This is a genomic window from Maribacter sedimenticola (assembly GCF_900188415.1).
In the GTDB taxonomy this organism is placed as follows: domain Bacteria; phylum Bacteroidota; class Bacteroidia; order Flavobacteriales; family Flavobacteriaceae; genus Maribacter; species Maribacter sedimenticola.
On the sequence record NZ_FZNV01000001.1, the window covers coordinates 40207 to 66108 of the forward strand.

Sequence of the window (25902 nt, forward strand, 5' to 3'; positions counted from 1 at the left end):
AAATTACACATGAATATTTTAATACTTGGATCGGGTGGACGAGAACATACTTTTGCATGGAAGTTGGCTCAAAGTCCACGACTTTCAAAACTTTTTGTAGCTCCAGGAAATGCTGGTACAGCCACAATTGCAACTAATGTACCAATTGGTGTAAATGATTTTGAGGCAATTAAGGATTTTGTAATCAAAGAACAGATAGCAATGGTAGTTGTGGGTCCGGAGGATCCTTTGGTCAACGGGGTACATGATTATTTTTTGCAGGATGATGAATTAAAGAACATTGCGGTCATTGGACCTGAAAAACTTGCCGCAACCTTAGAGGGCAGTAAGGAATTCGCAAAGGAATTCATGATGCGCCATAATATACCCACTGCACAGTATAAAAGTTTTACGGCAAATACTGTTGAAGATGGATTTAAATTTTTAGAGGAATTAAATCCTCCTTTTGTTTTAAAGGCCGATGGTCTTGCAGCTGGTAAGGGTGTCGTAATTCTCAATGACCTTAATGATGCCAAAAAGGAATTAAAGGCCATGTTGGTCCATGAAAAGTTTGGGTCTGCCAGTACCACTGTGGTAATAGAAGAATTTTTGGATGGAATAGAATTAAGTGTTTTTGTACTTACAGATGGTATTTCATATAAAGTTCTTCCTACGGCAAAGGATTATAAACGAATTGGTGAAGGTGACACCGGACTTAATACAGGAGGTATGGGGGCAATTTCACCCGTTCCTTTTGCAAGTAAGGAGTTCATGGACAAGATAGAGCACCAAATAGTTAAACCGACGGTAGAAGGACTTAAAAAGGATAATATACCCTATAAGGGATTTATTTTTATTGGACTTATCAAAGTTGGTAACGATCCAAAGGTGATTGAGTATAATGTACGCATGGGCGATCCGGAAACGGAAGTAGTCTTGCCAAGATTAAAAAATGATTTGGTTGAGGTTTTTGAAGCGGTTGCCAACCAGACCTTGTCCAACATTGATCTTCAATTAGATGGTCGTACGGCAACTACAGTAATGACCGTATCCGGAGGTTATCCTGGATCATATATAAAGGGTAAGGAAATTACCGGTATAGCGTCTATCGATGATTCTTTGGTTTTTCATGCAGGAACCACATTACTTGATGGTAAGGTAGTTACCAACGGTGGTAGGGTAATGGCAATTACATCGTTTGGCGATGACTTTAAGTCGGCCTTGAACACATCGTATAAAAATGTGGAAAAACTTTCTTTTGAAGGAATGAATTATAGAAAAGATTTAGGTTTTGACCTATAAAAGAATGGCCTTATAAAAGTTTCGTGTACTTCTATAAGGCCATTCTGGAATTCTTGTAAACTATAGGTAAGAGTGAGAAGTACTAGTGGAATCCTCATCCCCTTTATCATTATACTTTTTTAGCTCGAGCATCCAATAAATAAATGCAGCGGTCCCGATTAACATAAACAACCAGTTTACGATGTTAGACAGGGTCCAGCTTTCAGCAAATCTAAAAGGGTCCATCGTGTATTTGAATATCACATTTACAAACAAATCGGCTATACCTTCAAAAAATGATTTCATCTTATTACTATATTTACCAGCAAAAATATAAAAAGCTTAGATGATTTCAAGCATTTTTGAGAAAACAAAACCAGTCAATTTTATAATTCTCCTTGTTTTTTTGTTTCTTTTTTATTGGGGAGTTCAATTTTACTTGCTTAACAACACTATTTTAGATTTAAAAATAGGAGCAACCATAGGCATTTTGGGCACCGTGCTGTTTAGCGTTTTCGTGGTAGATTTTATTGTTAAAAGAAATAAATTAACGGCGAATAATTCTTTCGCAATCCTATATTTTACCATTCTTTTCGTGGTTTTTCCGGAAACACTGGGAGATAGTAACGCAATTTTTACCACCTTTTTTCTTTTACTGGCCATGCGTCGTTTATTGAGTATAAAATCTCTTAAGAATATTAAACTAAAAATATTTGATGCTGCTCTTTGGATATGTATTGCTAGCATTTTTTATGAATGGGCCTTGCTATATTTAATATTGGTCTTTGCGGCAATTTACATCTATGAACCTAAAAATATTAGAAATTGGCTTATCTTCCTATCCGTTGGTTTTTGTTTTTTTATGATTTTATATAGTGTTCTAGTGCTTATGGGCAAAACATCCTTCTTAACCGATCACTATGATTTTGCCGTTGATTTTAATTCATTGTTTCCCATTAAATGGTGGTCAAGTATAAAATTGACCTTGTATGCATTAATGAATATTGGTCTTGGGTTTTGGATTTTTATTAGGTTGGGCAGTACAGGCACCGGTAAGGTCACGGTTATGAGGCTCATTGCCCTTTCGTTTATTATTGGTTTAGTGGTCAATTTACTGGTAGCTTCTGAAAATACAAATGCGGTCATGATCACATTTTTTCCTTCAGTAATATTTATGGTGAATTATCTTGAATCTATAAAAAAACCAAAATTTCTAGAATTAATACTTATAACTAGTATTGTTGCCCCTTTAATAGTATTCTTCACCAAACTTTAGGTTTGTTCTTTAAACTTTATCTTTGTAAAAAATAAAATATGTTCAGCAACTTTGCTTTTACCATTTTTAACGAGAGTATAGATAATTATCATCTTAAGGATGATGTTTATCAGGATTTCACCAATCCGTATCCGGCAGATAGTATTGAACATTTACTTTATAGAAAAAACTGGATAGATACCGTCCAATGGCATTATGAAGATATTATACGTAACCCTGAAATTGACCCTAAGGACGCATTGGTCTTAAAACGTAAAATTGATGCCAGTAATCAAGATAGAACGGATTTGGTTGAATATATCGATAGTTATTTCCTAAACAAATACCAATCGGTACAAGTAAAAAGTGAAGCTACTATCAATACGGAAAGTCCTGCTTGGGCCATTGACCGTCTTTCTATTTTAGCGTTAAAGATTTATCATATGAAGGAGGAAGCAAGCCGTATAGATGCTTCTGAGGAACATAAGGCCAAATGTCAATCCAAATTGGATATTCTTTTGGAGCAAAAGAAAGATCTTTCCCAGGCAATAGACCAATTGATATTGGATATTGAGAACGGCAACAAATACATGAAAGTGTACAAACAAATGAAAATGTATAACGATGAGGAACTAAACCCCATCCTTCGTGGAAAAAAATAGAACACCCCATATTTTGGTTATCCGTTTATCTGCCATGGGAGATGTTGCCATGACCGTACCCATACTGTACGGACTTATAAAAAAATATCCAGATTTACATATAACGGTTGTTACCAAACCTTTTTTTAGCCCAATTATAGCACAAATACCTAGAGTCAAGGTTGTTCCTGCCAATGTCAAGCAAAAACATAAAGGATTTTTTGGGCTCTGGAAACTGTATAGCGAGCTAAAGGTGTTGAATATTGATGGTGTTGCAGATTTGCACAATGTATTGCGTAGCTCAATTTTAAAACAATTCTTTAGGTTGCAATCTGTTCCCTTTATACAAATGGATAAGGGAAGAAAGGACAAGAAACAATTGACCGATCCAAACAGGAAGTTTTTTAAGCCATTAAAAACTACATTTGAGCGCTATGCTGCTGTTTTTGACAAGCTTGGTTATCCCATAGGTATCAATGAAATGCATTCCTTGCCTAAGAAACAAATTCCTTTAAAGAAGAAGGAATTTGTTGTAACACAAACCAAAATTCATATTGGTATAGCGCCTTTTGCAGCGTTTGCAGGCAAAACATATCCAACGGAGTTAATGGAAAAGGTTATTGCTTTACTAGATAATACCAAAAAGTATTCTATTGTTCTTTTTGGTGGATCGGAACAGGAAAAAAAGCAACTGACCGTATGGGAAAAGTCATTTACACAAGTAAAGAATATTGCAGGTATGTATGATTTTAAAGATGAATTGGCCGTGATATCCAATTTAGATTTAATGATTGCCATGGATAGCGGTAATGCCCATTTGGCAGCTATGTATTCGGTACCTACACTAACATTATGGGGCGTTACACATCCCTATGCCGGTTTTTATCCTTTTCAACAACCAATTTCAAACGCTTTATTGGCCGATCGAGAACAATATCCAAAAATACCTACTTCTATTTATGGAAATAAGGTGCCAGAGGGTTACGAAGATGTAATGAGAACCATTACCCCGGAATCCGTTGTTCAAAAAATCAATGAGATTTTAAGTGAACAGTCTTCCTAAATTGGATTAAGTGGTAACGGCTTTGGGTTCCAAACTTTTAAAATATTGTCGCAATTGTGCCATAAACCTATATTTTTTGGCACTGGGTGAACTGCCTACCATTAAGGTCCGCACGCCAAAATAAGAACTCATTAAAAAAGTGGTTACAGCTTCGCAATCTACATGTCTGTCCAAAAAACCGTTGAACTTTCCTTTCTGTAATGCGGTAATTAAATTGACCTCCCAAACCGTAACGATTTCGTTTAAATGCTGCATTATAACATCATTCTTTCCATTAAACTCGGCAATGAAATTATGAAGTATACAACCGTAATCCATATCATTGTGAACGGCCGTTTCCATGGCATTATCAAAACAGGCAGTAATCAAATTTAAAGGATTTTCATGACCTTCTAATGGTTCAATTAATGTACTGTACACTTTACGGGCCATTAAATTCTGAATGATCTGTACAAAAAAATCCTCTTTGGATTCAAAATGATAATAGAAAGCCCCTTTAGAAAGGTTCAACTCCTTTAAAATATCATCTACACTTGTATTATAATATCCCTTGGAATAAAATAACTGTAGTCCGGTAACTTGAATTCTGTGCATGGTGGCCATGCGCTTTAGGCTCTTGTTCATAATATGTAGATTTGGGTCTAACCGACCATATGGTCTATTCAAAGAACAGATTTTATGTACTGTGGAAGTATATTTCTAGTTGAACGGCACAGTAAACTCGGTAAAAGTTGATTTTACCGATGAAATACAAGGAAATTTTTACCAAAAACAAACTCATTAGTCTGTTATAATATGTTGTTTTATAGAAAGTTACAAAGTAGATACTGATTATTAAAATTGACAACGGTCTGATTTTTGAAAATGGAGGTTTTCAAAATATGATGAACCAGTTAGAATCCACAATCTATAATTGTCAGAGAATTGAACAAAAAAGCATAAGCTGCATTTTATTGTTTCACAAAAACCTGGAATTATTATTGGCGGATTGATATTAGCTTAACAATGAGGTCCGGAAATAGTTTAAGTGCTGTATATATATGTCAATGCCGAAAATTCAAGGATGATTTATTGATTGTAAATCATCCTTGAATTTTTAAAATTAGGCTACCGTACCTTGGCAACTACTACCGGCCCCTGCGGTACAGCCATAGCAATGTTGGGAAATAATGATATTCCTATCATTTAATATATCCTCATTGTAGTCTTTTATATGTTTTACTTTACTGGCCACTTTTAAATCCAACATTTGGTTAAAATCGCAATCATAAAGCCAACCGTCCCAACTAATGGAAATGGTATTGGTACACATTACATTGGCAACTGCACTGGGGTTATATGCCTCTACTAGTGCATACATGTAGTCCTCATAATTTTCAGATGCGATCAAATAATCCAAAAAGCGGGCAATAGGTAAATTGGTTATCGCAAAGAGATTATGAAACTGAATGCCAAAATCCTCTTTCAGCGCTTTTTTAAAATCTTTTTCCATAGCTGCCTGATCACCGGGCAAATATGCTCCAGATGGATTATACACCAAATCTAACCTTAAATCGCTGCCCGGTAGCCCGTATCCTCTTTCATTAAGTTCTTGCAATGCTTTTATCGATTTGTCAAAAACACCGTCTCCACGTTGCTTATCTGTCTTTCCTCTGGTGTAATGTGGCATGGATGATATGACGTGCACATTGTGTTTTTTAAAGAAATCCGGCAGATCATGATATTTTTTATTGGCACGTATGATGGTCAAGTTAGATCGCACGATAAAATCCTTGATTCCTGCTTTGGCGGCCTCTTCAACGAACCATCTAAAATCCGGATTCATTTCCGGTGCTCCACCCGTTAAATCCAACGTGTGGGCCCCTGTGTTTTTAATGACCTCCAGGCATAATTGCATTGTTTCTCTGGTCATAATCTCCTTACGGTCCGGTCCTGCATCCACATGACAGTGCTCGCAAACTTGATTGCACATATAGCCTACATTAATTTGCAGGATTTCCAATTTTTTAGGGCGAAGTGGAAAATGTCCAATTTTTGCAATTTGATCCTTAAAATAAGGTAGTTCCCCATCAGCAAATATTCCGCCATTAAGTATTTCAAGTTGTTTATTGGAAACCGCTAAATCGTTTCCTTTTGCCTTTAATGATTTTGTAGCCATTTTTTTAGTTGTTCGTTGTTCGTTGTTCGTTGTCGGTATTATTTAAAATGCTTCAAATTCTAACATTACAACATATAATTTCTTTTTCTTTTTAATAGATGTTTATGGTAAACACCCTATTTGCAATATCTTATTTAAATTTAAGTGAATTGGCTTCTAGAGGTGGATGCTTGGAACAACCAACAACCTAAACAAAATTTACATGGATAATTTATTGTACTTGTTCATCATTTGCACGCCATGTACTAGAGTTGCCCCACTTTCAATGGCAGCGCCAACGTGAACGGCCTCCATCATTTCTTCCTTCGTAATCCCCTTTTGTAATCCGTCTTTGGTATAAGCATCTATGCAATATGGACATTTAACCACATGGGAAACGGCCAAGGCTATTAATGATTTTTCCCTAGCACTTAGTGCACCTTCTTCGAAAACCTTACCATAATAATCAAAAAATTTGGTGCCAAGTTCTTCGCTCCATTCGGTAATCTTTCCAAATTTCCTTAAATCTGCCGGGTCATAATACGTATTTGCCATTTTTTTCTGTGTTTTAATTTGTTGTGAATTTTTTTGATCTTGATTAAAGTATATTGGAATTCCCTGTCCCATTTTTTCCACTTCGGGCAGAATTTCCATGTTGTCCCATATACCGGATGTAAGTGTATCTCCATAAGCTTCTGGCAAATGGTTGGCATACATTAATTTTTGAGCGGTTCCTGCATCATAGTCAAATGATTTATGGGAATAGAGAACTTTATCATCATGCGTATCCATTATCATATACCAAACCCTGGCCGTACCGTCATTTGCGGGCATACCTATGACCCCTGGATTTAGCCACAATTTTTCTTTTATGGACTGATGAAAGGGTAGTCCACAGTGTCCTGCAACGATGATATCACTTTGGGTCTCCCTAAAAGCTTGTTGTTTACTTTGGTCCGCGTTGGAAGTAAATATGAACTCAGAGGTATTACCAAAATTACCATGTACTACGGTTACTTTTTTGTTCCCGTAATCAAAAGTTATGTATTCCGGTATTTCCTTCATCCAATCCAAAGAAGTTTGTGAAAGATGCCCTTTGGTATAAGGGAACCACATTTTTGAAAAATCATCACATCTACTGCCTTCCTTAAAATCGCATCCGCAATCCTCACTATCATTGGCCAATTGTAGCTCAACATTACCAGCTATGCTGATAGCACCCCATTTTCTAAATAGCTGAACGGTTTCTTCTGGTTGTGCGCAATAACCTGTAATATCACCGGTACATATACAATTTTCCGGTGCAATACCTTCTTCCTGGGCAATGGTTATCAAACGCTCCAATGCCTGAAGGTTACTATATACACCCCCAAAAAGCAACAGCTTTCCGCGTTTTGTGCCAATATGTTTTATTTCTTTATCCATGTTGGTATATGATAAGCAAAAAGGCAACAAATTATGCCCCAAAAATTAACCCAAAGTAAATCGGCATACTTGCCGGTCGTAAATATCAATCTTGCCGGAAACCAGTTTAAAAGGAGTATACATCCAAAAAATATTCCTCCAAATACACTTAAATGAAAGCTCAGTCTAGTAGCCTTGTCCTTCCAAAAAATGAAAATAGGCGTTAAGCCTATTACCATAGTACCGCTAATTGTGGTGGCAGATAAAATTTCTGCATTTAGAAATACAGGTATGGTACCTACTATAGCAATGATTACCATAGACCATCTACCTATGGTAAGCGTATTCCCTAATTTTAAATCTACGGCCAATAATTTTGAAAATGAGGAAAATGTAGAATCAAGAGTAGATGCCGCTGAGGTTATCATAATAAAATTAATAACCAACAAGATTACAATACCAAAGGCCTTGCCGACCTCTACGGCAGCCTGTCCTTCCATTCCTTGAGATTGGGCATACACACCAATAATACTGAACAATATAATACATAGCCCACCTAATATACTGGCCCAAACAAAACTTTTAAGGGTTACTTTAGGACTACTAATAAAGCCGCGGTCTGTTAATACAGGGTCATGGAACGGATAGCTAAATGACTGCAGCACTGCTGCAAACAATAAATTTAAGCCCGTGCCAAAGGACCAAGTTCCAGATGTAACTACCTCTGTTACCGTAACGGCATTAGAATTTCCAAAAATTGTGAACAATATTACCGCCAAAAGAATGGTAAACAGACCCATTTGAACAACATCGGTAAAAATAGAACTGCTCATTCCTCCTTTAATGACATAAGCCAATGTCAATGCCGTGAATATTAAGATCGACCAATAATATACGGGAGAACCCATAGGGCCAAAATAGGAACCTATGACCATAGTATTGCTCCATACCTCATTGAACAAACGAATGGCAATAAGGATAGAAAATACCGATATAGCAGATTGCCCAAATTTGGAAGAAAGAAAATGGTGAATACTGGTATACCTTCCTTGCAACCGCATCTTATAAATTATCCACCCGGCTATGGCAAATGACAGATAATATCCGGCATAGGCCACACCTCCCACAATACCATAGTCCAACCCTAAATTGGCCGCATTCGTTATGCTTTTTGCAAAAATCCATGAAATAATCAGACTGCCCGTAAGCATTAAGGTATTTGGGGCTTTCTTATTCTGAACCGCTTTAAAAAACTGATTGGTATTTTTTGCCAAAGGGGAAAGTAAAAACAGCATCAAACTCGATGCTATAATTAAACCCCATTGCCAAATATTTACTTCAGTCATTTTTTGTTTTTTCTACTAACTCCTAACTTGATTATTCATCCCACCAAACCGGAACATTTATACTATTGCCATCGGTTTTATTTGCGGCCTCTGCATAGTTGTTACTGTTCAATGCTTCTTCTTCTGCAGGATATGGCATTCTTACTGGAATAATATTATTGTTCAAACTTGCCGATATTGTACGTAATTGAGGAAATCCAGTTCTTCTATATTCTATCCAACCATCATAACCGTTGATCGCATTGGCAATCCATTTTTGAGTGATGATATTTTCTAGTTCCACCCCATTTTCAAGGGCTGCATTATTCATTATATAGTTTTCGGGAAGGGGTACTTGCCAATACTCAAAGGCCTGGGAAATACCCATTTGGTATAGACTTTCAGTATTACCGGATATATATCCTTTTAATGCGGCCTCTGCCAATAAAAAATGTGTTTCCATACTGGTCATGAAGTTGGCATCCAACAAACCTGTATTTTCCCTAAAAATTGTTCCCAGTAACGAATAATCCGCAACAGAAACCCCGGTAGAGGCATCAATACCGTTCAGCAGGCCTTTAAAGGTGTTGTCGCCAGCATTACCTATAGGTCTATACAACCTTTCAATACGTGGATCGTTCAATGCCTTCAAAATATCTTCCATAGTTTCCGATAGCACATAATTATTGAAATCCCCTATCCTTAGCCTTGCCAACCTAAAATTATTGGGCTCACCATCCGTAAAATTAAAAATGGCATTTTGCATGTTAGTGCCTATATAGTTATCTTCATTAAAAATGGATTGTAATTGGGGAGCTACATCTACTTTAGCAGAAATACGCATTAGGTATTTTATCTTCAACGAATTTGCAAAACGAATCCATCCTGATAAATCGCCCTCGTATAAGATGTCACCTTCTAAACCAATTGTGCCCGTATAGTTTTCCAATGCAGTTATTCCCAATTCAAGGTTGTTCAATATGCCCCCGTTATCCAAATAAATAGCTTCTTGACTATCATAAGCAGGCGTTACCGTTTCAGCATTGCCTTTAAAAGCTTCCGAATAAGGGACATCCCCATATAAATCCGTCAATGTGGCGGCCATATATGCCTTTAGGATTCTTGCAGGGCCTTCATATACCGCAAATGCAGTATTTTCCTGGGAAAGGTTCAATAGTATTTCGTTGTCCCTTAAATTTTGGTACAGTATTGGCCAAGGATTTCCACCCAACTGAGGTGATTTTAGATCATGACGATCAAAAAGGTTAAAATCCAAAGCGGTACTGTATTGGCCCAATAAATTACCGGCAGTAAATCCTTCATAGGACATTTGCTCACCATAATCATAAATGACCTGTCTCAGCAAGAGGCTAGGTTGCACGGTAACGGGGGCATTGGTATTGGTATTTATTTCTTCGAAATCTCTAGTACATCCAACAAAAACCAACAAAATGAATATGTTATAAAATTTTCTCATGTTTTTTTAAAAATTAAATGAGGCCTTACATCCTATACTTCTAGTGGTAGCGTAGGACATGTCCTCTACGCCACTTATAAAACCATTGCCCTGTACGGCCAATTGTTCTGGGTCAAAATGTGGGTTTTCCGTTATTGCGAACAGGTTTTTTCCAATTATGGACAGGTTCAATGTTGCATCTGTATTAAAAAGGTTCAGATTATTGAATGTGTAGCCAATAGCCAATTGCCGTAATTTTAAAAATGAGGCGTCATACGTATTGTTCTCTTCATGGTTTCTATCATAAAATTGACGGTAATAGCTCTCTGCGGAAACTGCTATGGTGTTAGGAACATACACAGGGCTCTCTTCCGTACCCGTATTGACCACACCTTCGGGTACAATACCGAATTCTGGTCTAAACGCGGTTTCTGCCAACTGGCCACCCACGTTACCCAATGCTTTTGTCCTTGAAACCAAAATACCTCCTTGCCTCCAATCTAAAAGAAAGCCTAAATTCCAATTTTTGTAGTTGAACCGATTATTAAACCCTACCATAAAATCAGGATTATAATTACCCAATTTTTGTAGATCGTTATTGGGGATGTATCGTCCTTCATCCGTCAAGATAAAATCACCATTTTCATTTCTTAAATAACCTGTTCCATACATATCACCAATTCTACCTCCTTCTTCTACCTGAAAAAATACCGTTTGGTTCTGACTGTCATATATTCGTGAATAGGCCAGCGTTAAACGGCCATCTTCTTGTGGCAGACTTTCTACTGTTGAACGGTTGGTGCTAAAATTCACGGTACTGTTCCAGCTAAAATTTTCACTGACTATGGGCGATATGCCCAATATGACTTCCAAGCCTTTTGAGCGGACTTCGCCGCCATTGACAACCTGTTGGGTATAACCTGACGAGATACCTATGGGCAATGCAATTATTTGATCTTTGGTCAATGCATTATAATAGGATATATCAAAATGAAGTTGATCACGGAACAATCTTATATCAGCTCCAACTTCAAAAGAAGAGGTGCGTTCTGGCTGTAAATTAGGATTGGCAATGATATCTGTGTTACTAAAGGTAGGTTGGCCATTAAATGGTGTCTGTGCAATAAAAGTGCTACTGGTCTGGTACGGATTGGTGTCATTACCTACTTGCGCCCAACTTGCCCTTAGTTTTGCAAACGATATACTTTTAGGCAGACCAATTACCTCCGACAAAATAAAACTGCTGGAAACCGAAGGATAAAAGAAAGAGGTGTTTTCCACGGAAAACGGTGTGGCTAATGCACTGGACCAATCATTTCGACCGGTTATATCCAAATAAAGGTAATTTTTATAACCAAATTTGGCCAAACCATACAAACTATTAATGCGCTTGTTGGATTCATATTCAAAAACCTCTATTGGTGATGCCGCGTTGGATAACCTAAAAATACCCGGTTGTGCCAGACTTGTGGTCTGTGATTGTGAGGTAAACGCTTGTTGGTCCAGCCTGTTTCCCCCTATAGATACATCTACACTAACATCATTGAACCGATTGGTATAATTTAATAAAAAATCACTGTTTATCTCTCTAAAGAACACATCATGCTCTGCATAACCACCATTTTTAAAACGATTGGAACTATATGCCCTTCGTAGTTGACGCAATTCACTAGAATAGTCCATACCCGTTCTTATGGAAGCCGTTATGTGATCCGTTATGTCATAACTGGCAGAAATGTTACCAAATATACGATCCCTATTAAAGGAGTTTCTATTTTCATAAAGGATGAAATAGGGATTGTCAAAGTAAGTATAATTAAAGGAATACTGTTGAACGCCTTCTAGGCTTGGTTGCCAGTAGTCTTTAAGATTATTGATGTTAAGCGAACGTGGTCCCCAGGCAACAAGGGAATAATTGACATTTTCGGAACCGTAACCGTTAGAAGGGCGGTTATCACTTTTTGAGTTGATATAACTAATAGATGAATTAATCGTTAATTTGTCAATTGGTTGAAAATTTAGTCGAGTGCCAATGGTCTGTCTGTCCAAATTAACACCGGGAATTATCGATTCACTGCGCATGTCGGTAAACGACAGTCGGTAATTGCCCTTATCAAACCCTGATGCTACGGATATGTTATTAATAAAAGTAGTACCCGTTCTATAAAAATCCTTTAGGTTATCCGGGTAGGACCTAAATTCAGTTGGTGTAATGGTATTGCCATTATATAGGGAAGTATCTCCGCCACGTACTGTTGAACCATCTGCCAAAGTAACCGGACCATCAAATTGGGGCACAAGGTTGCCCACATCCAAACGGGGCCCCCAGCTGTATGTTATCAAATCATTGGTTCCTCCGCCCAATCCGTCCACAAATGCAAAAGCACCGGAATTTCCTTGTCCGTACTCATTTTGAAAATCCGGTAATTGAAAAGCGGTATCCATAAAAAAGCTGGTATTGTAACTAATTCCCAAACCCTTTGTGTTTTTACCTGTTTTGGTTTCTATAATTATAACACCGTTAGAGGCTCTAGTACCGTAAAGAGCAGCGGCACTGGGACCTTTTAAAACCGAAACTTCTGCAATATCATCTGGATTTACCTCCATTGCACCATTTCCAAAATCAATCTCCTGAAAACCTGCAGCTGCCTCATTGGTAAAATTGAAAATGGAAGCGTTGTTGATGGGTATACCATCTACCACAAATAACGGATTGTTATTGGAAAACGAGGCCTCGCCCCTTATGGTAATCTTTGAAGAGGAACCTACGCCTGTAGCACCTTGATTAATGGTGACACCTGCAAGTTTACCCGATAGATTATCTAAAAAGTTAACCGACTTAACTTCTGTAATTCCTTCGGTATCCAAACTTTGGACTACATAACCCAACTCTTTGGTTTCCCTTTTCAATCCTAAAGCGGTCAATACTACTTCTTCAAGAATTTCTGTAGCTTCGGTTAGGGCAATGGAAATGTTTTTTTGATTATTAATCTTTAATATTTGGGTGGTATATCCCAATGCTGAAAACTCCAATTCTCCGGTGCGTGAAGGTACGGAGATGGAAAAATAACCGTCGTCATTGGTAATGGTACCGGTAGACGTACCTACCAACAAGATATTGACAAAAGGTATTGGGTTACCATTAACATCGCTAACTGTACCAGTAATGGTATCTTGAGCGTTGGCCTTGCATAGTAACAGCAAGGTCAACACAAATAAAATGTGTTTCATAAAAGGCTTTTTGTACTACATTATCATTTATCCAACTGTTGGATAAAGGGGGATTGGGATAAATGAATCTGCTGGAGAGCCTTTATTAAAGTAGCAGCGGGTAGCATAGCTATCTATATAGTTATGGAGGGTGTAGTATAGGTGTTCAATATTTCTTAATATACTTAGGATGAGCAACAACAGTGTAGTTGACAAACTATAAGAAAATGACAATATGGATTTTAGATCCTTTTCCGTATCAAGGTCTTGTAATACGGGTAATTGAACTACCTCTAGAGACTTTTTCTTTAGGGACAATGATATTTGGTTGAACAGACCAAACCTTTGCCAAGGAAGGTTTTTTAGATCGTTGCTGTCAAAATTTACTCTTTGCAGTCCCAATAAATAGAAACCTCCGTCAATAGAACCGCCAATTACGGGTTTTCCTAAAGCTAACTGTTTTGCGGTAAATGTTAAATGTTGAGTTGTTAACTGCGGAGTGTCATTTCCTATTACGATAATATTATGAAAACCTTTATCATATATGGCTGTCATTGCATTGGTAAACCTTTCGCCAAAATTTGAGCCAATTTGCTCTTTTTCCGTGAAATGGAATACCGGCAACCCCGTTCTTTTAGCCTTGCCAAGGGTTACTTGCGTAAGTATATCGAACAGTTTTTCACTGCGTACAATAGATTTACAAACCAATTCCCGTCTGGAAGAATTGGCAAATAATAATATAGCCGTACTGTTCAATGCATTCAATGGGCAGACTTCTTTCTTGTTATTAAACTTACGTAAAAATATTGCAATGGTTTATTTTTTTTGGAATTTCTGAATTTAATAAATGAATCAAATAGATTGAATAAGTCAAAATGTCAGTGTAAACCATTCAGTCGGTTTTATCTATCAAAAAATAAGACTACATATGGTACATCATCGAAATTGGCTTGAAAAAATCGGATTAAAAGTCAATCTTCATCATTAATTAAGGATCTTTTTTAAGCTTACAGACTGGTTAGTCTAAAAAATCCCTTAAAATTTCATTTATTTTTAAAAATATTTTAGCATTTATAATCGACCTTATGGCACACCTATTGACAACTTAAGGTTAAAAGAATTTAATTAAATTTATGTCATATGAAATCAAATACAAATACTAAAAGTGCTTGGAAAATATATTTATTTTCAGCGTTGATTGCATTTGCGGTCAGTTATGGGGTAATTGAGTTGACCAAGGAACAGACCAAATCAACTTCAGGTGTTACCGTTGTAGAATCAGTGCCGGGTAGCCGTGTCCTGTATACCGCGGACAATGAAGGAAATATTAAACCATTGGATTTTACGGACACTTCAGAAAAAGTGCTGGATGCGGTAGTGCATATAAAATCTACCCAAAATGGAACCAGCTATGGAAATCAAGGTGCACGTGAATTGCCCGATCCGTTCAAGGAATTTTTTGGTGATATGTTCAAAGGACAATCTCCTGAAGGTATGCAGTCCAGACCACGTGTTGGTACCGGGTCTGGTGTCATCATTAATGATAAAGGGTATATCGTAACCAATAACCATGTAATTGACAATGCAGATGAGGTAGAAGTTACTTTGTACAACAACGAATCATATAAAGCTACGGTAATAGGGACAGACCCAACTACTGATTTAGCATTATTACAGATTAAGGCAGATAACCTTAAAACAATGGCCTTAGTGAATTCTGATGATGTTGAGGTGGGTGAATGGGTCTTGGCCGTTGGTAATCCTTTAGGATTAAATTCTACGGTTACCGCTGGTATTGTAAGTGCAAAGGCAAGAAGTATACATATTAATACGGACAAATTTGCCGTGGAGAGTTTTATCCAAACAGATGCGGCCATTAATCCGGGCAATAGTGGAGGTGCTTTGGTAAACCTTGATGGCAATCTAGTCGGTATCAATACGGCTATAGCAAGTAGAACAGGAACCTACACCGGCTATGGTTTTGCCGTTCCAAGTAATATTGTTACCAAAGTGGTAGAAGACCTTTTAAAATATGGCAATGTTCAGCGTGGTATGTTAGGGGTGACCATACGTACCATGGACAGTAACTTGGCTAAGGAAAAGGATGTGGACTTTACAAAAGGTGTTTGGGTAGAGCAAGTTGGTGAAGACAGTGGTGCAGATTTGGCCGGTATAGAAGCTGGTGATATTATTGTAAGTGTCAATGGTAAGGAAACCGCCACATCCCCTAGATTACAGGAAATTATTGCTGGCAAAAGACCTGGAGACAAAGTAATGGTTACCATTAATAGAAATGGCAGGGAGAAAGAATTAGAAGTAGAGCTTCATAATTCTCAAGGAGGTACAGATATTATCAAAAAAGAAAAGAAAGAGGTATTTAACCTTCTTGGAGCCGATTTTGAAAACTTGAGCAAAGACCTTGCTAAGAAGTTGGATATAGATGGTGGAGTTCAGGTTACAAAACTTTATCCCGGAAAAATAAAAAAGGAAACACAAATGAGAGAAGGGTTCATTATAACCCATATTGATGGTAAGCGTATTAAGGACATCAATGATATTGCCTCATTATTGGAAAATAAAAAAGGTGGGGTAATGTTAGAAGGTGTATATGAAGATGGTTCTAAATATTATTATGCCTTCGGATTGGATTCATAGTCCGCTTTAATGATTAATTTTATGCCAAGTGGATAATGTTGTCCACTTGGCATTTTTTTTGAAATTAATTCTAGATAGATGCAAATACGTTCAAAATCCATAGGATTGGTACTTTCAGGTGGTGGTGTGCGCGGTATGGCACATATAGGTGTTATCAAGGCCATGCAGGAATTTGGCCTGGAAGCAAAGGTCGTAGCCGGAAGTAGTGTAGGGGCATTGGTAGGTGCCTTGTACGCAGCAGACAAATCCGTGGTAGATATGCTTTGTTTTTTTAAGGACACACCACTTTTTAAATATAATTATTTTGCTGTTGCCAAACCCGGTCTTTTAAATACCGAACGGTTTATAGATGCGTTTCTGCATTATTTTCCTGAAGATAGTTTCGAGGCCCTTAAAAGAGAACTTTTTGTTGTGGCCACTAATTTGGAGCAAGGTGAAGAAGTGTTTATCAATGAAGGGGCATTAATTCGTGCGCTCTTGGCGTCTGCAGCTTTACCGCCCGTTTTTAGTCCCATTGAATATAATGGCGCACTACATGCAGATGGTGGTATTATGAATAACTTTCCGGCGGAACCGGTGGTAAAACGTGTAGATTATGTCATTGGCAGTAACGTGTCATTGGTTGCCAAATTGGAGAAAAAGCATTTGAACAATTCATTTCAATTGACCGGAAGGGTCACTGGCCTTATGATTTATGCCATAAATAGGGAAAAAATAAATAATTGCGACTTGATCATTGAACCACAGGAACTGGAACATATAGGTATTTTGGACCGTAGAGGTATTGAAAAGGCCTATGCCATTGGGTATGAGACCGCCGTCCGTAAATTAAGCGCAATTTTACCCAACTAGTTGAGCATGGCACTCAATAATAAGGTACCTACACCCCACAGGACTAAGGAAATTACTCCACCAATTACCAAAAAATGTTTGAACTTATATATTCCCATACTATAGATCAATGCGTTGGTTTGATAGCCTAATGGGGTGAAAAAACTAAAGTTGGACGCGAACATAACGCATAAAATGAAAGGTTTTGGGTCCAAACTTAAACCACTGGCCAATGAAATACCTATCGGTGCCATTATAATTGCCGTAGCATTATTGGAAACGACACTACTAAACAGCATGGTGGTCAAAAACAATAACCCAATAATAAATGGTGGTTGTTGACCTGCCATTAAGGATAATAGCTCCTCTGTGATCCAAGTGTCTGCTTTGGCATTGCTCATTGCAATTCCTAATGGAATCATACCTGCCAATAAAAAAATGATCTGCCAATTTATCTTTTCATATATACGGTTTAATTCAACACATTTAAACAATAGCATGGCCAATGTTCCGGTAATAACACTGGTCATCACCTCAAATACACCCGTTGCGGCCATTGCAATTGTGGCGACAAGAATTATAATAGATAGGTTTCTTTTAAAAGGTGTGGCAGGTGTACGGCCTTCAAATTGGTTAAGTACCGCCAAATTGTTACTGTTCTCAAAATTTGAAACATATTCCGGTTTTGTTTGTATCAATAACCGGTCGCCCACATGAAGTTGGGTAAATTCGTGATTGCTCTGGTGAAGTCGGTTTTTTAATATTCTTAATTTCTTTCTTTTGTTGACCGCTAGTGGTATTGCCCTTGGAATCAACATGGTTTTAAGCTCGGTTAAATTTCTACCTAAAAATTTAGATCCCGGTAACAGCAATAATTCCAACAATAAGTTTTCATCCTTAGACTGCTTAACTTCTTCGCTCTTTTTGTCAGAATCACTAACCTTCTTGATCTGGGTGTTTTTCGTAGATTGGAACCTGTCATTTTTCTCAACATCAATCTCAAAATAACCTTCGCCACGCATTTTTTGAAGATTTTCCAGACTGCAATGCAAAAGGATAATATCTTTAGGTTGAATTAATAGTTCATGATTCAATAAATTCTGGTCATAGCCATTTCTGGTGAGTCGTAAAACGGTAATATCCGTTTCCTTGAACATAAAACTTTCGCCAATTGGCTTTCCTACCAGAGGGGAATCTGCTTCAACCGTAAGGGTCAATAAATAGCGATTAAGGTCATAGTTATCGGATAGTTCACCTGTGTCCTTTGGCAAAAAGCGATAGAATACTGCAATGATACCCATGGAGATGCCTAAAAAGATGACGCCCATTAACGAAAATTCAAAGAACCCAAGTTTTTCCCCGGTGTACCTTGCTGCAATATTGTTGACCAATAAATTGGTAGAGGTACCCATTAAGGTGCAACTACCGCCCAATATACTGGCAAAGGAAATAGGCAACAATAATTTGCCCGGGGGGAGTTGGTATTTTTCCCGTAATTCCGCTACGATCTTAATGAATACAATGACTACCGCTGTAGAACTTACAAAAGCGGAAATGCTTCCTGCAATGAGCATAATGGCAAGCATGGCCAAAACAATGGGCCAGTTTTTCAAAATTTTTAGTCCTTTGGCCAAATATGAAATTGCACCGTTCTCTTCTAGTCCGATCGCTAAAATCATCAAACATAGTATGGTGATGACCGCTTTGTTTGAAAAACCGCTTACAGCTTCTTCTGGAGACACCAAACCTGTCAGTAAAAGTGCGGCTATGATGCAAAAGGAAATCTTATCCATTGGAAATATCTCAAACGCAAACAGAAAAATAACTGCCGCAATGATGATAAAAACACCAATGATCTCTATGGTCATACCTTTAAATTATTGAAAATTCTATCAAAGGTATTTCAACTGCTCAATAAGGATAACTCAATCCATTTAAATTTTGGATTTGATAAGGAAAGATTAAATAAAAAACAAAAAACGCCTTTGCATGGTGCTAAACAATTTGATGGATAGGAATATCTAATCAACAGATTGCTTCAGTACGCTTACAAAGGCGTTACAATAAAGTTTGTATTACGCTTATCTATACATCATCATAATCTACCTTTATGGTAGGTGTAGTGGCGTGTGCCTGGCAAGTTAAAATAAATCCGTCCGCTATTTCCTTGTCCGTTAGAATCTGGTTCATGACCATTTCTGCATGGCCTTCTGTTACTTTGGCTATACAACTGCTGCATACCCCACCTTGGCAAGAATATGGTGCATCAATGTTTTCTTTAAGAACGGCATCAAGAATTAAGGTTTTCTTGTCCATCGTAAACTGAAATTCCTCATCATCAACAAGGACCGTAATTGCTGTTTGACCATCGGCCTGTATAGGTAGTTCCTCTTTTATTTCAGTAGGTGTAAAAAGTTCAAAATGGATTTTATCCTTGTCAACTTCATTCTCTATTAAAGTATCCTGTACCAAACGGATCATCTCCTCTGGTCCACATAAATAGTATCCATCAAAATCAACGTCCTTATGCTTGTTCAATAATGCATAATTTACTGTTGAGGTATCTATTCTACCGAATAAAGCCTTGTCTTCTCTGGTTTGGCTATTGGTAAAGTATACAAAAAACCGATTGGCATATTCTAATTCCAATTTCACCAAATCTGTATAGAACATAGTCTCCTCGTACGATTTGTTACCGTACACCAAAACAAATGTATTCTTTGGGTTACTATCTAAAACGGACTTTACAATGCTCATAATAGGGGTAATACCACTACCTGCTGCAAATGCGGCAATGTTCTGTACCTCTTTTGTTCTTTTAAAAACAAAACGACCTTCTGGTTCCATAACCTCTAAAGTATCGCCTACCTTTAATTGTGAATTGGCGTAATTAGAGAATCCGCCATTGTCCACTTTTTTGATCCCAATTGTGATGCCATCTTTTTCAGGAGATGAACTAATGGAGTATGCTCTTCTAAGTTCTTTGCCCTTTATTTCTTTTTTTATGGTGATATACTGACCCGCCGTAAAGGTGAAAGTCTGTGCCAATTCTTTAGGAATTGAAAATGTAACGGCAACAGATGTTGGCGTTAATTTTTTAATATGTTTTACCGTTAATGGGTGAAATTGCGACATATGTTCATTTCTTTAAATCGATCTACAAAATTAAGCATGCTTTTGCGATATCATATGACATTTGTCAAAAAAGTCTAACCATCAATGGTATTTGAAGGGTTTTTATCATATTAAATAATTCTTAACTTATCTTTTTTTGAAAAAAACCTATAAAAATTGTCCCTAATTTGATTTCGGTAACGTCATGGGGTAAACATGAGAACTTAGAGCAAGTTCTATGAACAACTAAAACAGTTAAATTATGAAAGATTTTATGATGATTTTCATTGGTGCAGATTACCAAGAATTAGGTCTATCACCAGAACAATTACAGGAACGTATGGGGAAATGGTTTGCTTGGAACGAAAAAATGCAAAAACAAGGTATTGTTAAATCTGGCGATGCATTAATGCCCCAAGTAAAAAGAGTATCTGGACCAAACCGTACCGTTACCGATGCCCCTTTAATCGAAGGTAAAGAATTGATCGGCGGTTACTATATTGTACAGGCAGAGAATGCCGAAGCTGTAGTTGAAATCGCCAAAGATTATCCAGATTATGATTTAGACGGTACTGTTGAGATTAGGGAAGTAATGGTTTTTGAGCAGTAAATTAAATGGAACATAAAGTAGTAGACCATCTTTTTAGACATCATTATGGGAAGATGGTCGCTATTTTAACCCGTTTTTTCGGATTGTCATATATAGAAACCATTGAAGATGCGGTACAGGATACCTTTATAAAAGCAGCTTCGCAATGGCGGACTAAAATACCAGATAATCCAGAGGGGTGGTTGAACCGTGTCGCCAAAAACAGAACCATTGATATTCTTCGTAGTATACAAGCAGAAAAGAATAGAAACCTTAGCATTACAACTGGAGCATCATCTTTACAAATAGACGAACTGTTTTTAGATCATGAGGTTGCAGATAGCCAGTTGCGAATGATTTTTGTTGCCTGTCACCCAAGTTTACACCCTAGCGAACAAATAGCCTTTGCACTTAAAACCATTTCCGGCTTTAGTATCAAAGAAATTGCCGCTGCCTTGTTGACCAAAGAGGAAACTATTGCTAAGCGATTGCTCCGGGCAAGAAAAACGATCAGCGATAAGAATATTCAGTTTCAATACCCAAGCCCTGAAACTGTTCAAGAACGAATGGCACGGGTTATGGAAGTCATTTACTTAACGTTCAATGAAGGCTTCCATTCTACAAACAAGGAAAAATTAATTAAAGAAGATTTATGTGGCGAAGCTATTCGCCTTTGTCAATTACTTTTAAAAAAGGAACAATTTAGAAGTGGCAGTTTGTACGCACTTTTTGCATTGCTTTGTTTTCATATGTCACGACTGGAAAGCAAAGTTTCCTCTGACAATCAAATAGTTAATTTGCAACACCAAGACCGTACCAAATGGTATTTTCCATTGATAAAGATGGGAAATAGTGCCATGCTTAAAGCTACGGAATATGAAAATACTTCTGTGTATCATTTTGAAGCTGCGATAGCTTCTGAGCATTTAAATGCCAAAACATTTAAAGATACCAATTGGAAAAACATCTCTTATTGGTATGAACAATTGTATATGTTTAAACCAAATATGTTTACGTTGTTAAATCATGCAACAGTATGCCTTCAGTTATCTGATTTTGAAAAAACACATCAATTGTTAAAGCGCATTGATGTTGCAGAACTTGGTCAAAGGACCTATTTATATTACGGCTGTTATGCGGAATATTATATGAAAATAGGAGAGAAAGATTTGGCAATCTCTTTTTTGGACAAAGCATTGGCTGGGACTACGAATAGGTTAGAGAGAGATTTTTTGATGGGGAAGAAAGAGGGATTAATATGATAGGGAGGTAAACAAACTAAATATAAAACAGCTTATCGAGGTTTTCAACACTATGAAGTATTTTACTTACGTTATGTGTTGTAATAGTTAAATTAGCGCTAGACCGACAAAACGACTATACTTGAAAAAGTTTCTCTCAATCCTAATCATGTTAATTAGTAGTTATTCCCTTCAAGCCCAACAAGAAGCCGCTATCTGGTATTTTGGTAGGAATGCCGGTCTGGATTTTAGGTCCGGTACTCCGGTACCCTTGGTGGATGGTCAGATTTATACACGTGAAGGGTGTGCCACCATTTCGGATAATGTGGGCAATCTCTTGTTCTATACAGATGGTATTTCCATTTGGGACCGTAACCATAATACTATGCCCAATGGTACGGGATTGTTGGGTGATCCTTCTTCCTCACAGTCCGGCATGATCGTACCCCATCCCGGTGACCCCAATTTGTTCTACGTTTTTGTCATTGATAATGAATATGGAGCTGATGGCCTCACCTATAATGTGGTGGATATGTCCCTCAATGGCGGCTTGGGCGATGTAACTTCAGAAAAAAATGTGCTGTTATGGACCCCAATTAGCGAACGTATTACGGCCGTGGAACATGCCAATGGGCAAAGTATCTGGGTCATTACCCGGGCGGACGATACCAACCAATTCTTGGCCTATTTAATAGATGATACGGGTATCAATACGGTTCCCGTAGTGTCCAATATGCCAGTTTTGGGAAGCCCCTACTATGCCTTTGTGGGCCAGTTAAAGGCCAGCCAAGATGGGAGTATGTTGGCATCTGCCTATGCCCAGGATGGTAAGTTGGAACTATATAGGTTCGATACTGCAACTGGGTCGGTGTATGACCCTTTAAGTTTGGAAGGTACCTTTGATGATACAAATGACCGTGCCCATGCCTATGGGGTTGAATTTTCTGCCAGTGGCAACTTATTGTACGTTAGTACGCGCAGTGGGGTCTACCAGTATGACGTAAGCAGTTATGACCGCAATACCATTATGGCTTCCCGCACCACGTTGACCCAAGATTATTTGGGCCCTGACTATTATTATACGGATTTTCCCGGGGCCATACAAATGGGAATAGACGGAAAAATCTATGTGGCTCGGTTGGGAAGGCCTTTTTTGATGGTCGTCAACGATCCGGAGGTTTTGGGCGTTGGCTGTAATATGGTGGAAGAAGGGGTGTATTTGGGTGCCGGTACAACCAGTATGTTGGGATTACCACCATTCATCACCAGTTTCTTTTATGTGGGCATTGAGGCACAAAATTTTTGTTTGGGTCAGGGAACCGAATTTTCCGTAGAGACCTCAGGCCCCATTACTTCGATAACCTGGGACTTTGGGGACGGAAACACCTCCACGGATGAAGAACCGGTACATGTCTATGCAGCTTCTGGAACCTTTACCGTAAACGTTACGGCGAATACGGCCACCGATACAAAAACGGAGACAAAGGATATTACCATTTATGAAACCCCGGTGGCCAATACGCCTGCAGATTTGATAGGATGCACCTCCTACGGAAGTTACAATTTGGATATGCCCTCTTTAGATACGACTGTTTTGGGCGCTCAGGACCCTAACGATTTTAGTGTCGCCTATTTTTTGTCCCAGGCCGATGCGGATGGCAATGTCAATGCCTTGGAAACCATTCATTCCTTTGAATATGGAACAACCCCTGTTTTTGTCCGAGTATCAAATAGAAGTAACATACAATGCTATGACACCACCCAATTCAATATCATCGCCCGGGAAGCCCCGTTAGTGGATACTATTACTGATTGGACGGTCTGCAATGATGATACGGACGGACTTTTCACTTTTGACCTTTCCCAAAAGACCACGGAGATTTTTAACGGTCAGGACGAAACCAAGTTTGAAATACTGTATTTCGCCTCCCAAGCAGATGCCGACGCGGGGACAAATCCCCTGCCAACAAACTATACCAATACCGCTGCTACGGAAACCATTTATGTTAGATTTCAGAATAGCACGTATACCGACTGTTTCCGAACGGGTAGTTTTGTCATTGAAGTGATTCCCGGAGTAACGGCCAACCAACCTACCGACCTATCCTTTTGTGATGATAACAATGATGGGCAAGCGATTTTTGACCTGACACAAACAGAGACCGAAATTATTGGAACCCAAAACCCGAATAGTTTAAACCTCACCTATCACGAAACTCAAACTGATGCGGATAGCGGAGTGAATCCCCTGAGCGCTGGTTCCTATTTGAGCACCACTTACCAAAATACAATATATGTCAGGGTCGAAAATGCTTTGGATACGTCCTGTTACGCTTCTACATTTTTTAATCTGAATATTTACGATACGCCCGTAGTACCTCAAGTCGCCGATTGGCAGGTATGCGATGATAATAATGACGGTATTTATTTTTTCGACTTTTCCAAAAAGGAAACCGAAATTCTAAGCGGAAGTACAGGAACAAATATTTCTTTTTACGTCTCACAAACGGATGCAGAAACGGCACAAAATGGGATTACAGGGAATTACCAAAATATAAGCAATCCCCAGACCATTTATTTCCGATTGGAAAATTCGAACAATGCCCAATGCTATTCGGTATCATCCTTTCAATTACAGGTGTTCGATACTCCAAGGGCTTATACGGCATCGGACATTATTATTTGTGATACGGATGAAACGGGACGCTACTATTTTGACCTTTCCGAAAAGGATGCTGAAGTGTTGAACGGTCAGGACCCATTGTACTATGATGTCAGCTACCATGGTTCCGAGAACGATGCATTGAACAACATTGCTCCTCTTTCCACGGCCAATTACCAAAATACCAATCTAAACGAAATCCTTTGGGCAAGAATCCAACATACCGATTTGGAAAGTTGTTTTGACGTGTCCAGTTACAACCTAATCGTGAACCCATTGCCACAAATGAACATTGAGGAACGCTATGTCATCTGCCCCGATAGTCCAGATTTGATTTTAGATGGAGGTGATTTTGAGACCTGGTCATGGCAAAGTTCCGAAGGTGTAGAACTAAGTACTAACAGAAATTTTAATGTTTCTGTTTTGGGTACATATCAATTAATCGTAAGAAAAACTACAAATGGGGTACGTTGTGAAAACTCCCGTTCATTTGAGGTGTTATCATCTGGGGCACCGGAAACCATGGAAGTTGAGGTCAACGGGTTTTCAGATCAGATAGATATTACAGTTACCGCAACAGGTACAGGGCCTTTTGAATATTCGGTAGATGGTGAAAACTATCAAGCCAGTAATAAATTTGTGGTCTTCCCTGGAAAGCATACAGTGTTTGTTAGAGATTTATTGGAGTGCAGGGTTATATCGGAAGAAATAATCGCTATTGGCTATCAACGTTTTTTTACCCCAAATGGAGATGGAAAGAATGAACATTGGAACATCATTGGTGCGGAGCTTTACCCGGCGTCTCAGCTGTTCATTTATGACCGCTACGGTAAATTCATAGTACAAGTATCCCCCAATTCAAAAGGGTGGGATGGAAGCTATAATGGAAATCCGTTGCCCGCATCGGATTATTGGTTTAAATATGTCTATTCAGATAATCAAAGAATTACAGGTCATTTTGCTTTGAAAAGATAACTAGGTTAAGGTTGATTTTAAGTAGTTTAGAAATATAAACTTGATATGTCTTGTAACAATTCAAAGTCTTTTATTACTTATAGC

General features: G+C 38.1%; 19 protein-coding genes and 1 pseudogene. 9 read left to right on the forward strand and 11 right to left on the reverse strand.

What is annotated here, in order from left to right:
* Window positions 1–9 precede the first annotated feature (9 nt).
* Window positions 10–1281 carry a phosphoribosylamine--glycine ligase gene (gene purD, locus CHB68_RS00175; protein ID WP_089258368.1) on the forward strand — a complete coding sequence of 424 codons (1272 nt, stop codon included), beginning with the start codon at window positions 10–12 and terminating at the stop codon, window positions 1279–1281.
* 60 nt (window positions 1282–1341) lie between these two features.
* On the opposite strand, the gene CHB68_RS00180 is transcribed toward purD, so the two are convergent.
* Entirely contained in the window at window positions 1342–1566 is a 225-nt protein-coding gene (locus CHB68_RS00180; RefSeq protein WP_089258369.1) for a DUF6341 family protein, read from the reverse strand.
* Window positions 1567–1606: 40 nt separating this feature from the next.
* On the opposite strand from CHB68_RS00180, the gene CHB68_RS00185 reads away from it, so the two are divergent.
* From CHB68_RS00185 to CHB68_RS00195, 3 genes are read left to right on the forward strand one after another with little or no spacing between them, the layout of a single operon-like run.
* The gene (locus CHB68_RS00185; protein WP_089258370.1) at window positions 1607–2536 is read left to right on the forward strand and encodes a DUF6427 family protein; all 930 of its coding nucleotides are present in this window, start codon (window positions 1607–1609) and stop codon (window positions 2534–2536) included.
* 38 nt (window positions 2537–2574) lie between these two features.
* Window positions 2575–3177: a DUF4254 domain-containing protein gene (locus tag CHB68_RS00190; protein ID WP_089258371.1), complete on the forward strand. Its 603-nt coding sequence runs from the start codon at window positions 2575–2577 to the stop codon at window positions 3175–3177.
* On the forward strand, window positions 3164–4219 hold the full coding sequence (locus tag CHB68_RS00195) for a glycosyltransferase family 9 protein (protein WP_245838720.1): 1056 nt from the start codon (window positions 3164–3166) through the stop codon (window positions 4217–4219). The genes CHB68_RS00190 and CHB68_RS00195 overlap by 14 nt, the downstream gene beginning before the upstream one ends.
* Window positions 4220–4225: 6 nt before the next feature.
* Here the strand turns inward: CHB68_RS00195 and CHB68_RS00200 are convergent, their stop codons facing one another.
* The 8 genes and pseudogenes from CHB68_RS00200 to CHB68_RS00235 all read right to left on the reverse strand — a co-directional run bounded on the left by CHB68_RS00200 (window position 4226) and on the right by CHB68_RS00235 (window position 14516).
* Window positions 4226–4843 (reverse strand): TetR/AcrR family transcriptional regulator, encoded by a 618-nt coding sequence (locus CHB68_RS00200; protein WP_089258380.1) that lies wholly within the window; start codon window positions 4841–4843, stop codon window positions 4226–4228.
* Between the two features lie 478 nt (window positions 4844–5321).
* Window positions 5322–6377, reverse strand: coding sequence for an arsenosugar biosynthesis radical SAM (seleno)protein ArsS (arsS, locus tag CHB68_RS00205; RefSeq protein ID WP_089258381.1), 1056 nt, complete (start codon window positions 6375–6377; stop codon window positions 5322–5324).
* 198 nt (window positions 6378–6575) lie between these two features.
* Window positions 6576–6911 carry an arsenosugar biosynthesis-associated peroxidase-like protein gene (locus tag CHB68_RS00210; RefSeq protein ID WP_081819435.1) on the reverse strand — a complete coding sequence of 112 codons (336 nt, stop codon included), beginning with the start codon at window positions 6909–6911 and terminating at the stop codon, window positions 6576–6578.
* 234 nt (window positions 6912–7145) lie between these two features.
* Window positions 7146–7781 (reverse strand): annotated as a pseudogene (locus CHB68_RS00215) (metallophosphoesterase family protein); the annotation flags it as partial.
* Window positions 7766–9106: an SLC5/6 family protein gene (locus CHB68_RS00220; protein WP_089258382.1), complete on the reverse strand. Its 1341-nt coding sequence runs from the start codon at window positions 9104–9106 to the stop codon at window positions 7766–7768. The pseudogene CHB68_RS00215 and the gene CHB68_RS00220, both read right to left, overlap by 16 nt.
* Window positions 9107–9137: 31 nt before the next feature.
* A complete protein-coding gene (locus CHB68_RS00225; RefSeq protein ID WP_089258383.1) occupies window positions 9138–10562 on the reverse strand; it encodes a SusD/RagB family nutrient-binding outer membrane lipoprotein in 1425 nt (474 codons plus the stop codon).
* A gap of 6 nt (window positions 10563–10568) precedes the next feature.
* The gene (locus tag CHB68_RS00230) at window positions 10569–13772 is read right to left on the reverse strand and encodes a SusC/RagA family TonB-linked outer membrane protein (protein WP_089258384.1); all 3204 of its coding nucleotides are present in this window, start codon (window positions 13770–13772) and stop codon (window positions 10569–10571) included.
* Window positions 13773–13799: 27 nt separating this feature from the next.
* The gene (locus CHB68_RS00235) at window positions 13800–14516 is read right to left on the reverse strand and encodes a TIGR04282 family arsenosugar biosynthesis glycosyltransferase (protein ID WP_179213117.1); all 717 of its coding nucleotides are present in this window, start codon (window positions 14514–14516) and stop codon (window positions 13800–13802) included.
* Window positions 14517–14891: 375 nt separating this feature from the next.
* Here CHB68_RS00235 and CHB68_RS00240 point away from each other — a divergent pair, with 375 nt between their 5' ends.
* Both CHB68_RS00240 and CHB68_RS00245 read left to right on the forward strand, forming a co-directional pair.
* Entirely contained in the window at window positions 14892–16406 is a 1515-nt protein-coding gene (locus CHB68_RS00240) for a Do family serine endopeptidase (protein WP_089258386.1), read from the forward strand.
* Window positions 16407–16484: 78 nt separating this feature from the next.
* On the forward strand, window positions 16485–17258 hold the full coding sequence (locus CHB68_RS00245; RefSeq protein WP_089258392.1) for a patatin-like phospholipase family protein: 774 nt from the start codon (window positions 16485–16487) through the stop codon (window positions 17256–17258).
* Here CHB68_RS00245 and CHB68_RS00250 read toward each other — a convergent pair.
* Complete coding sequence (locus CHB68_RS00250; protein ID WP_089258394.1) at window positions 17255–19105, reverse strand: SLC13 family permease; 1851 nt, start codon at window positions 19103–19105, stop codon at window positions 17255–17257. The two genes, CHB68_RS00245 and CHB68_RS00250, sit on opposite strands and share 4 nt — an antisense overlap.
* Window positions 19106–19322: 217 nt before the next feature.
* Window positions 19323–20372, reverse strand: a complete 1050-nt coding sequence (locus CHB68_RS00255) for a ferredoxin--NADP reductase (RefSeq protein ID WP_089258402.1) — start codon at window positions 20370–20372, stop codon at window positions 19323–19325.
* A gap of 241 nt (window positions 20373–20613) precedes the next feature.
* Between CHB68_RS00255 and CHB68_RS00260 the strand changes: the two genes are divergently transcribed.
* The 3 genes from CHB68_RS00260 (at window position 20614) to CHB68_RS00270 (ending at window position 25818) form a co-directional block, all read left to right on the forward strand.
* Window positions 20614–20961, forward strand: a complete 348-nt coding sequence (locus CHB68_RS00260) for a YciI family protein (protein WP_071340838.1) — start codon at window positions 20614–20616, stop codon at window positions 20959–20961.
* Window positions 20962–20966: 5 nt separating this feature from the next.
* Window positions 20967–22202: an RNA polymerase sigma factor gene (locus CHB68_RS00265; RefSeq protein WP_089258403.1), complete on the forward strand. Its 1236-nt coding sequence runs from the start codon at window positions 20967–20969 to the stop codon at window positions 22200–22202.
* Between the two features lie 121 nt (window positions 22203–22323).
* Window positions 22324–25818 carry a T9SS type B sorting domain-containing protein gene (locus tag CHB68_RS00270; RefSeq protein WP_143815146.1) on the forward strand — a complete coding sequence of 1165 codons (3495 nt, stop codon included), beginning with the start codon at window positions 22324–22326 and terminating at the stop codon, window positions 25816–25818.
* The last annotated feature ends 84 nt before the right edge of the window (window positions 25819–25902 follow it).

Excerpts from the sequence above, each read along its gene's own strand:
- purD (WP_089258368.1), top strand. The coding sequence starts at position 10 with ATGAATATTTTAATACTTGGATCGGGTGGACGAGAACATACTTTTGCA.
- CHB68_RS00180 (WP_089258369.1), bottom strand. The coding sequence starts at position 1,566 with ATGAAATCATTTTTTGAAGGTATAGCCGATTTGTTTGTAAATGTGATA.
- CHB68_RS00185 (WP_089258370.1), top strand. The coding sequence starts at position 1,607 with ATGATTTCAAGCATTTTTGAGAAAACAAAACCAGTCAATTTTATAATT.
- CHB68_RS00190 (WP_089258371.1), top strand. The coding sequence starts at position 2,575 with ATGTTCAGCAACTTTGCTTTTACCATTTTTAACGAGAGTATAGATAAT.
- CHB68_RS00200 (WP_089258380.1), bottom strand. The coding sequence starts at position 4,843 with ATGAACAAGAGCCTAAAGCGCATGGCCACCATGCACAGAATTCAAGTT.
- arsS (WP_089258381.1), bottom strand. The coding sequence starts at position 6,377 with ATGGCTACAAAATCATTAAAGGCAAAAGGAAACGATTTAGCGGTTTCC.
- CHB68_RS00210 (WP_081819435.1), bottom strand. The coding sequence starts at position 6,911 with ATGGCAAATACGTATTATGACCCGGCAGATTTAAGGAAATTTGGAAAG.
- CHB68_RS00220 (WP_089258382.1), bottom strand. The coding sequence starts at position 9,106 with ATGACTGAAGTAAATATTTGGCAATGGGGTTTAATTATAGCATCGAGT.
- CHB68_RS00225 (WP_089258383.1), bottom strand. The coding sequence starts at position 10,562 with ATGAGAAAATTTTATAACATATTCATTTTGTTGGTTTTTGTTGGATGT.
- CHB68_RS00230 (WP_089258384.1), bottom strand. The coding sequence starts at position 13,772 with ATGAAACACATTTTATTTGTGTTGACCTTGCTGTTACTATGCAAGGCC.
- CHB68_RS00240 (WP_089258386.1), top strand. The coding sequence starts at position 14,892 with ATGAAATCAAATACAAATACTAAAAGTGCTTGGAAAATATATTTATTT.
- CHB68_RS00245 (WP_089258392.1), top strand. The coding sequence starts at position 16,485 with ATGCAAATACGTTCAAAATCCATAGGATTGGTACTTTCAGGTGGTGGT.
- CHB68_RS00250 (WP_089258394.1), bottom strand. The coding sequence starts at position 19,105 with ATGACCATAGAGATCATTGGTGTTTTTATCATCATTGCGGCAGTTATT.
- CHB68_RS00255 (WP_089258402.1), bottom strand. The coding sequence starts at position 20,372 with ATGTCGCAATTTCACCCATTAACGGTAAAACATATTAAAAAATTAACG.
- CHB68_RS00260 (WP_071340838.1), top strand. The coding sequence starts at position 20,614 with ATGAAAGATTTTATGATGATTTTCATTGGTGCAGATTACCAAGAATTA.
- CHB68_RS00265 (WP_089258403.1), top strand. The coding sequence starts at position 20,967 with ATGGAACATAAAGTAGTAGACCATCTTTTTAGACATCATTATGGGAAG.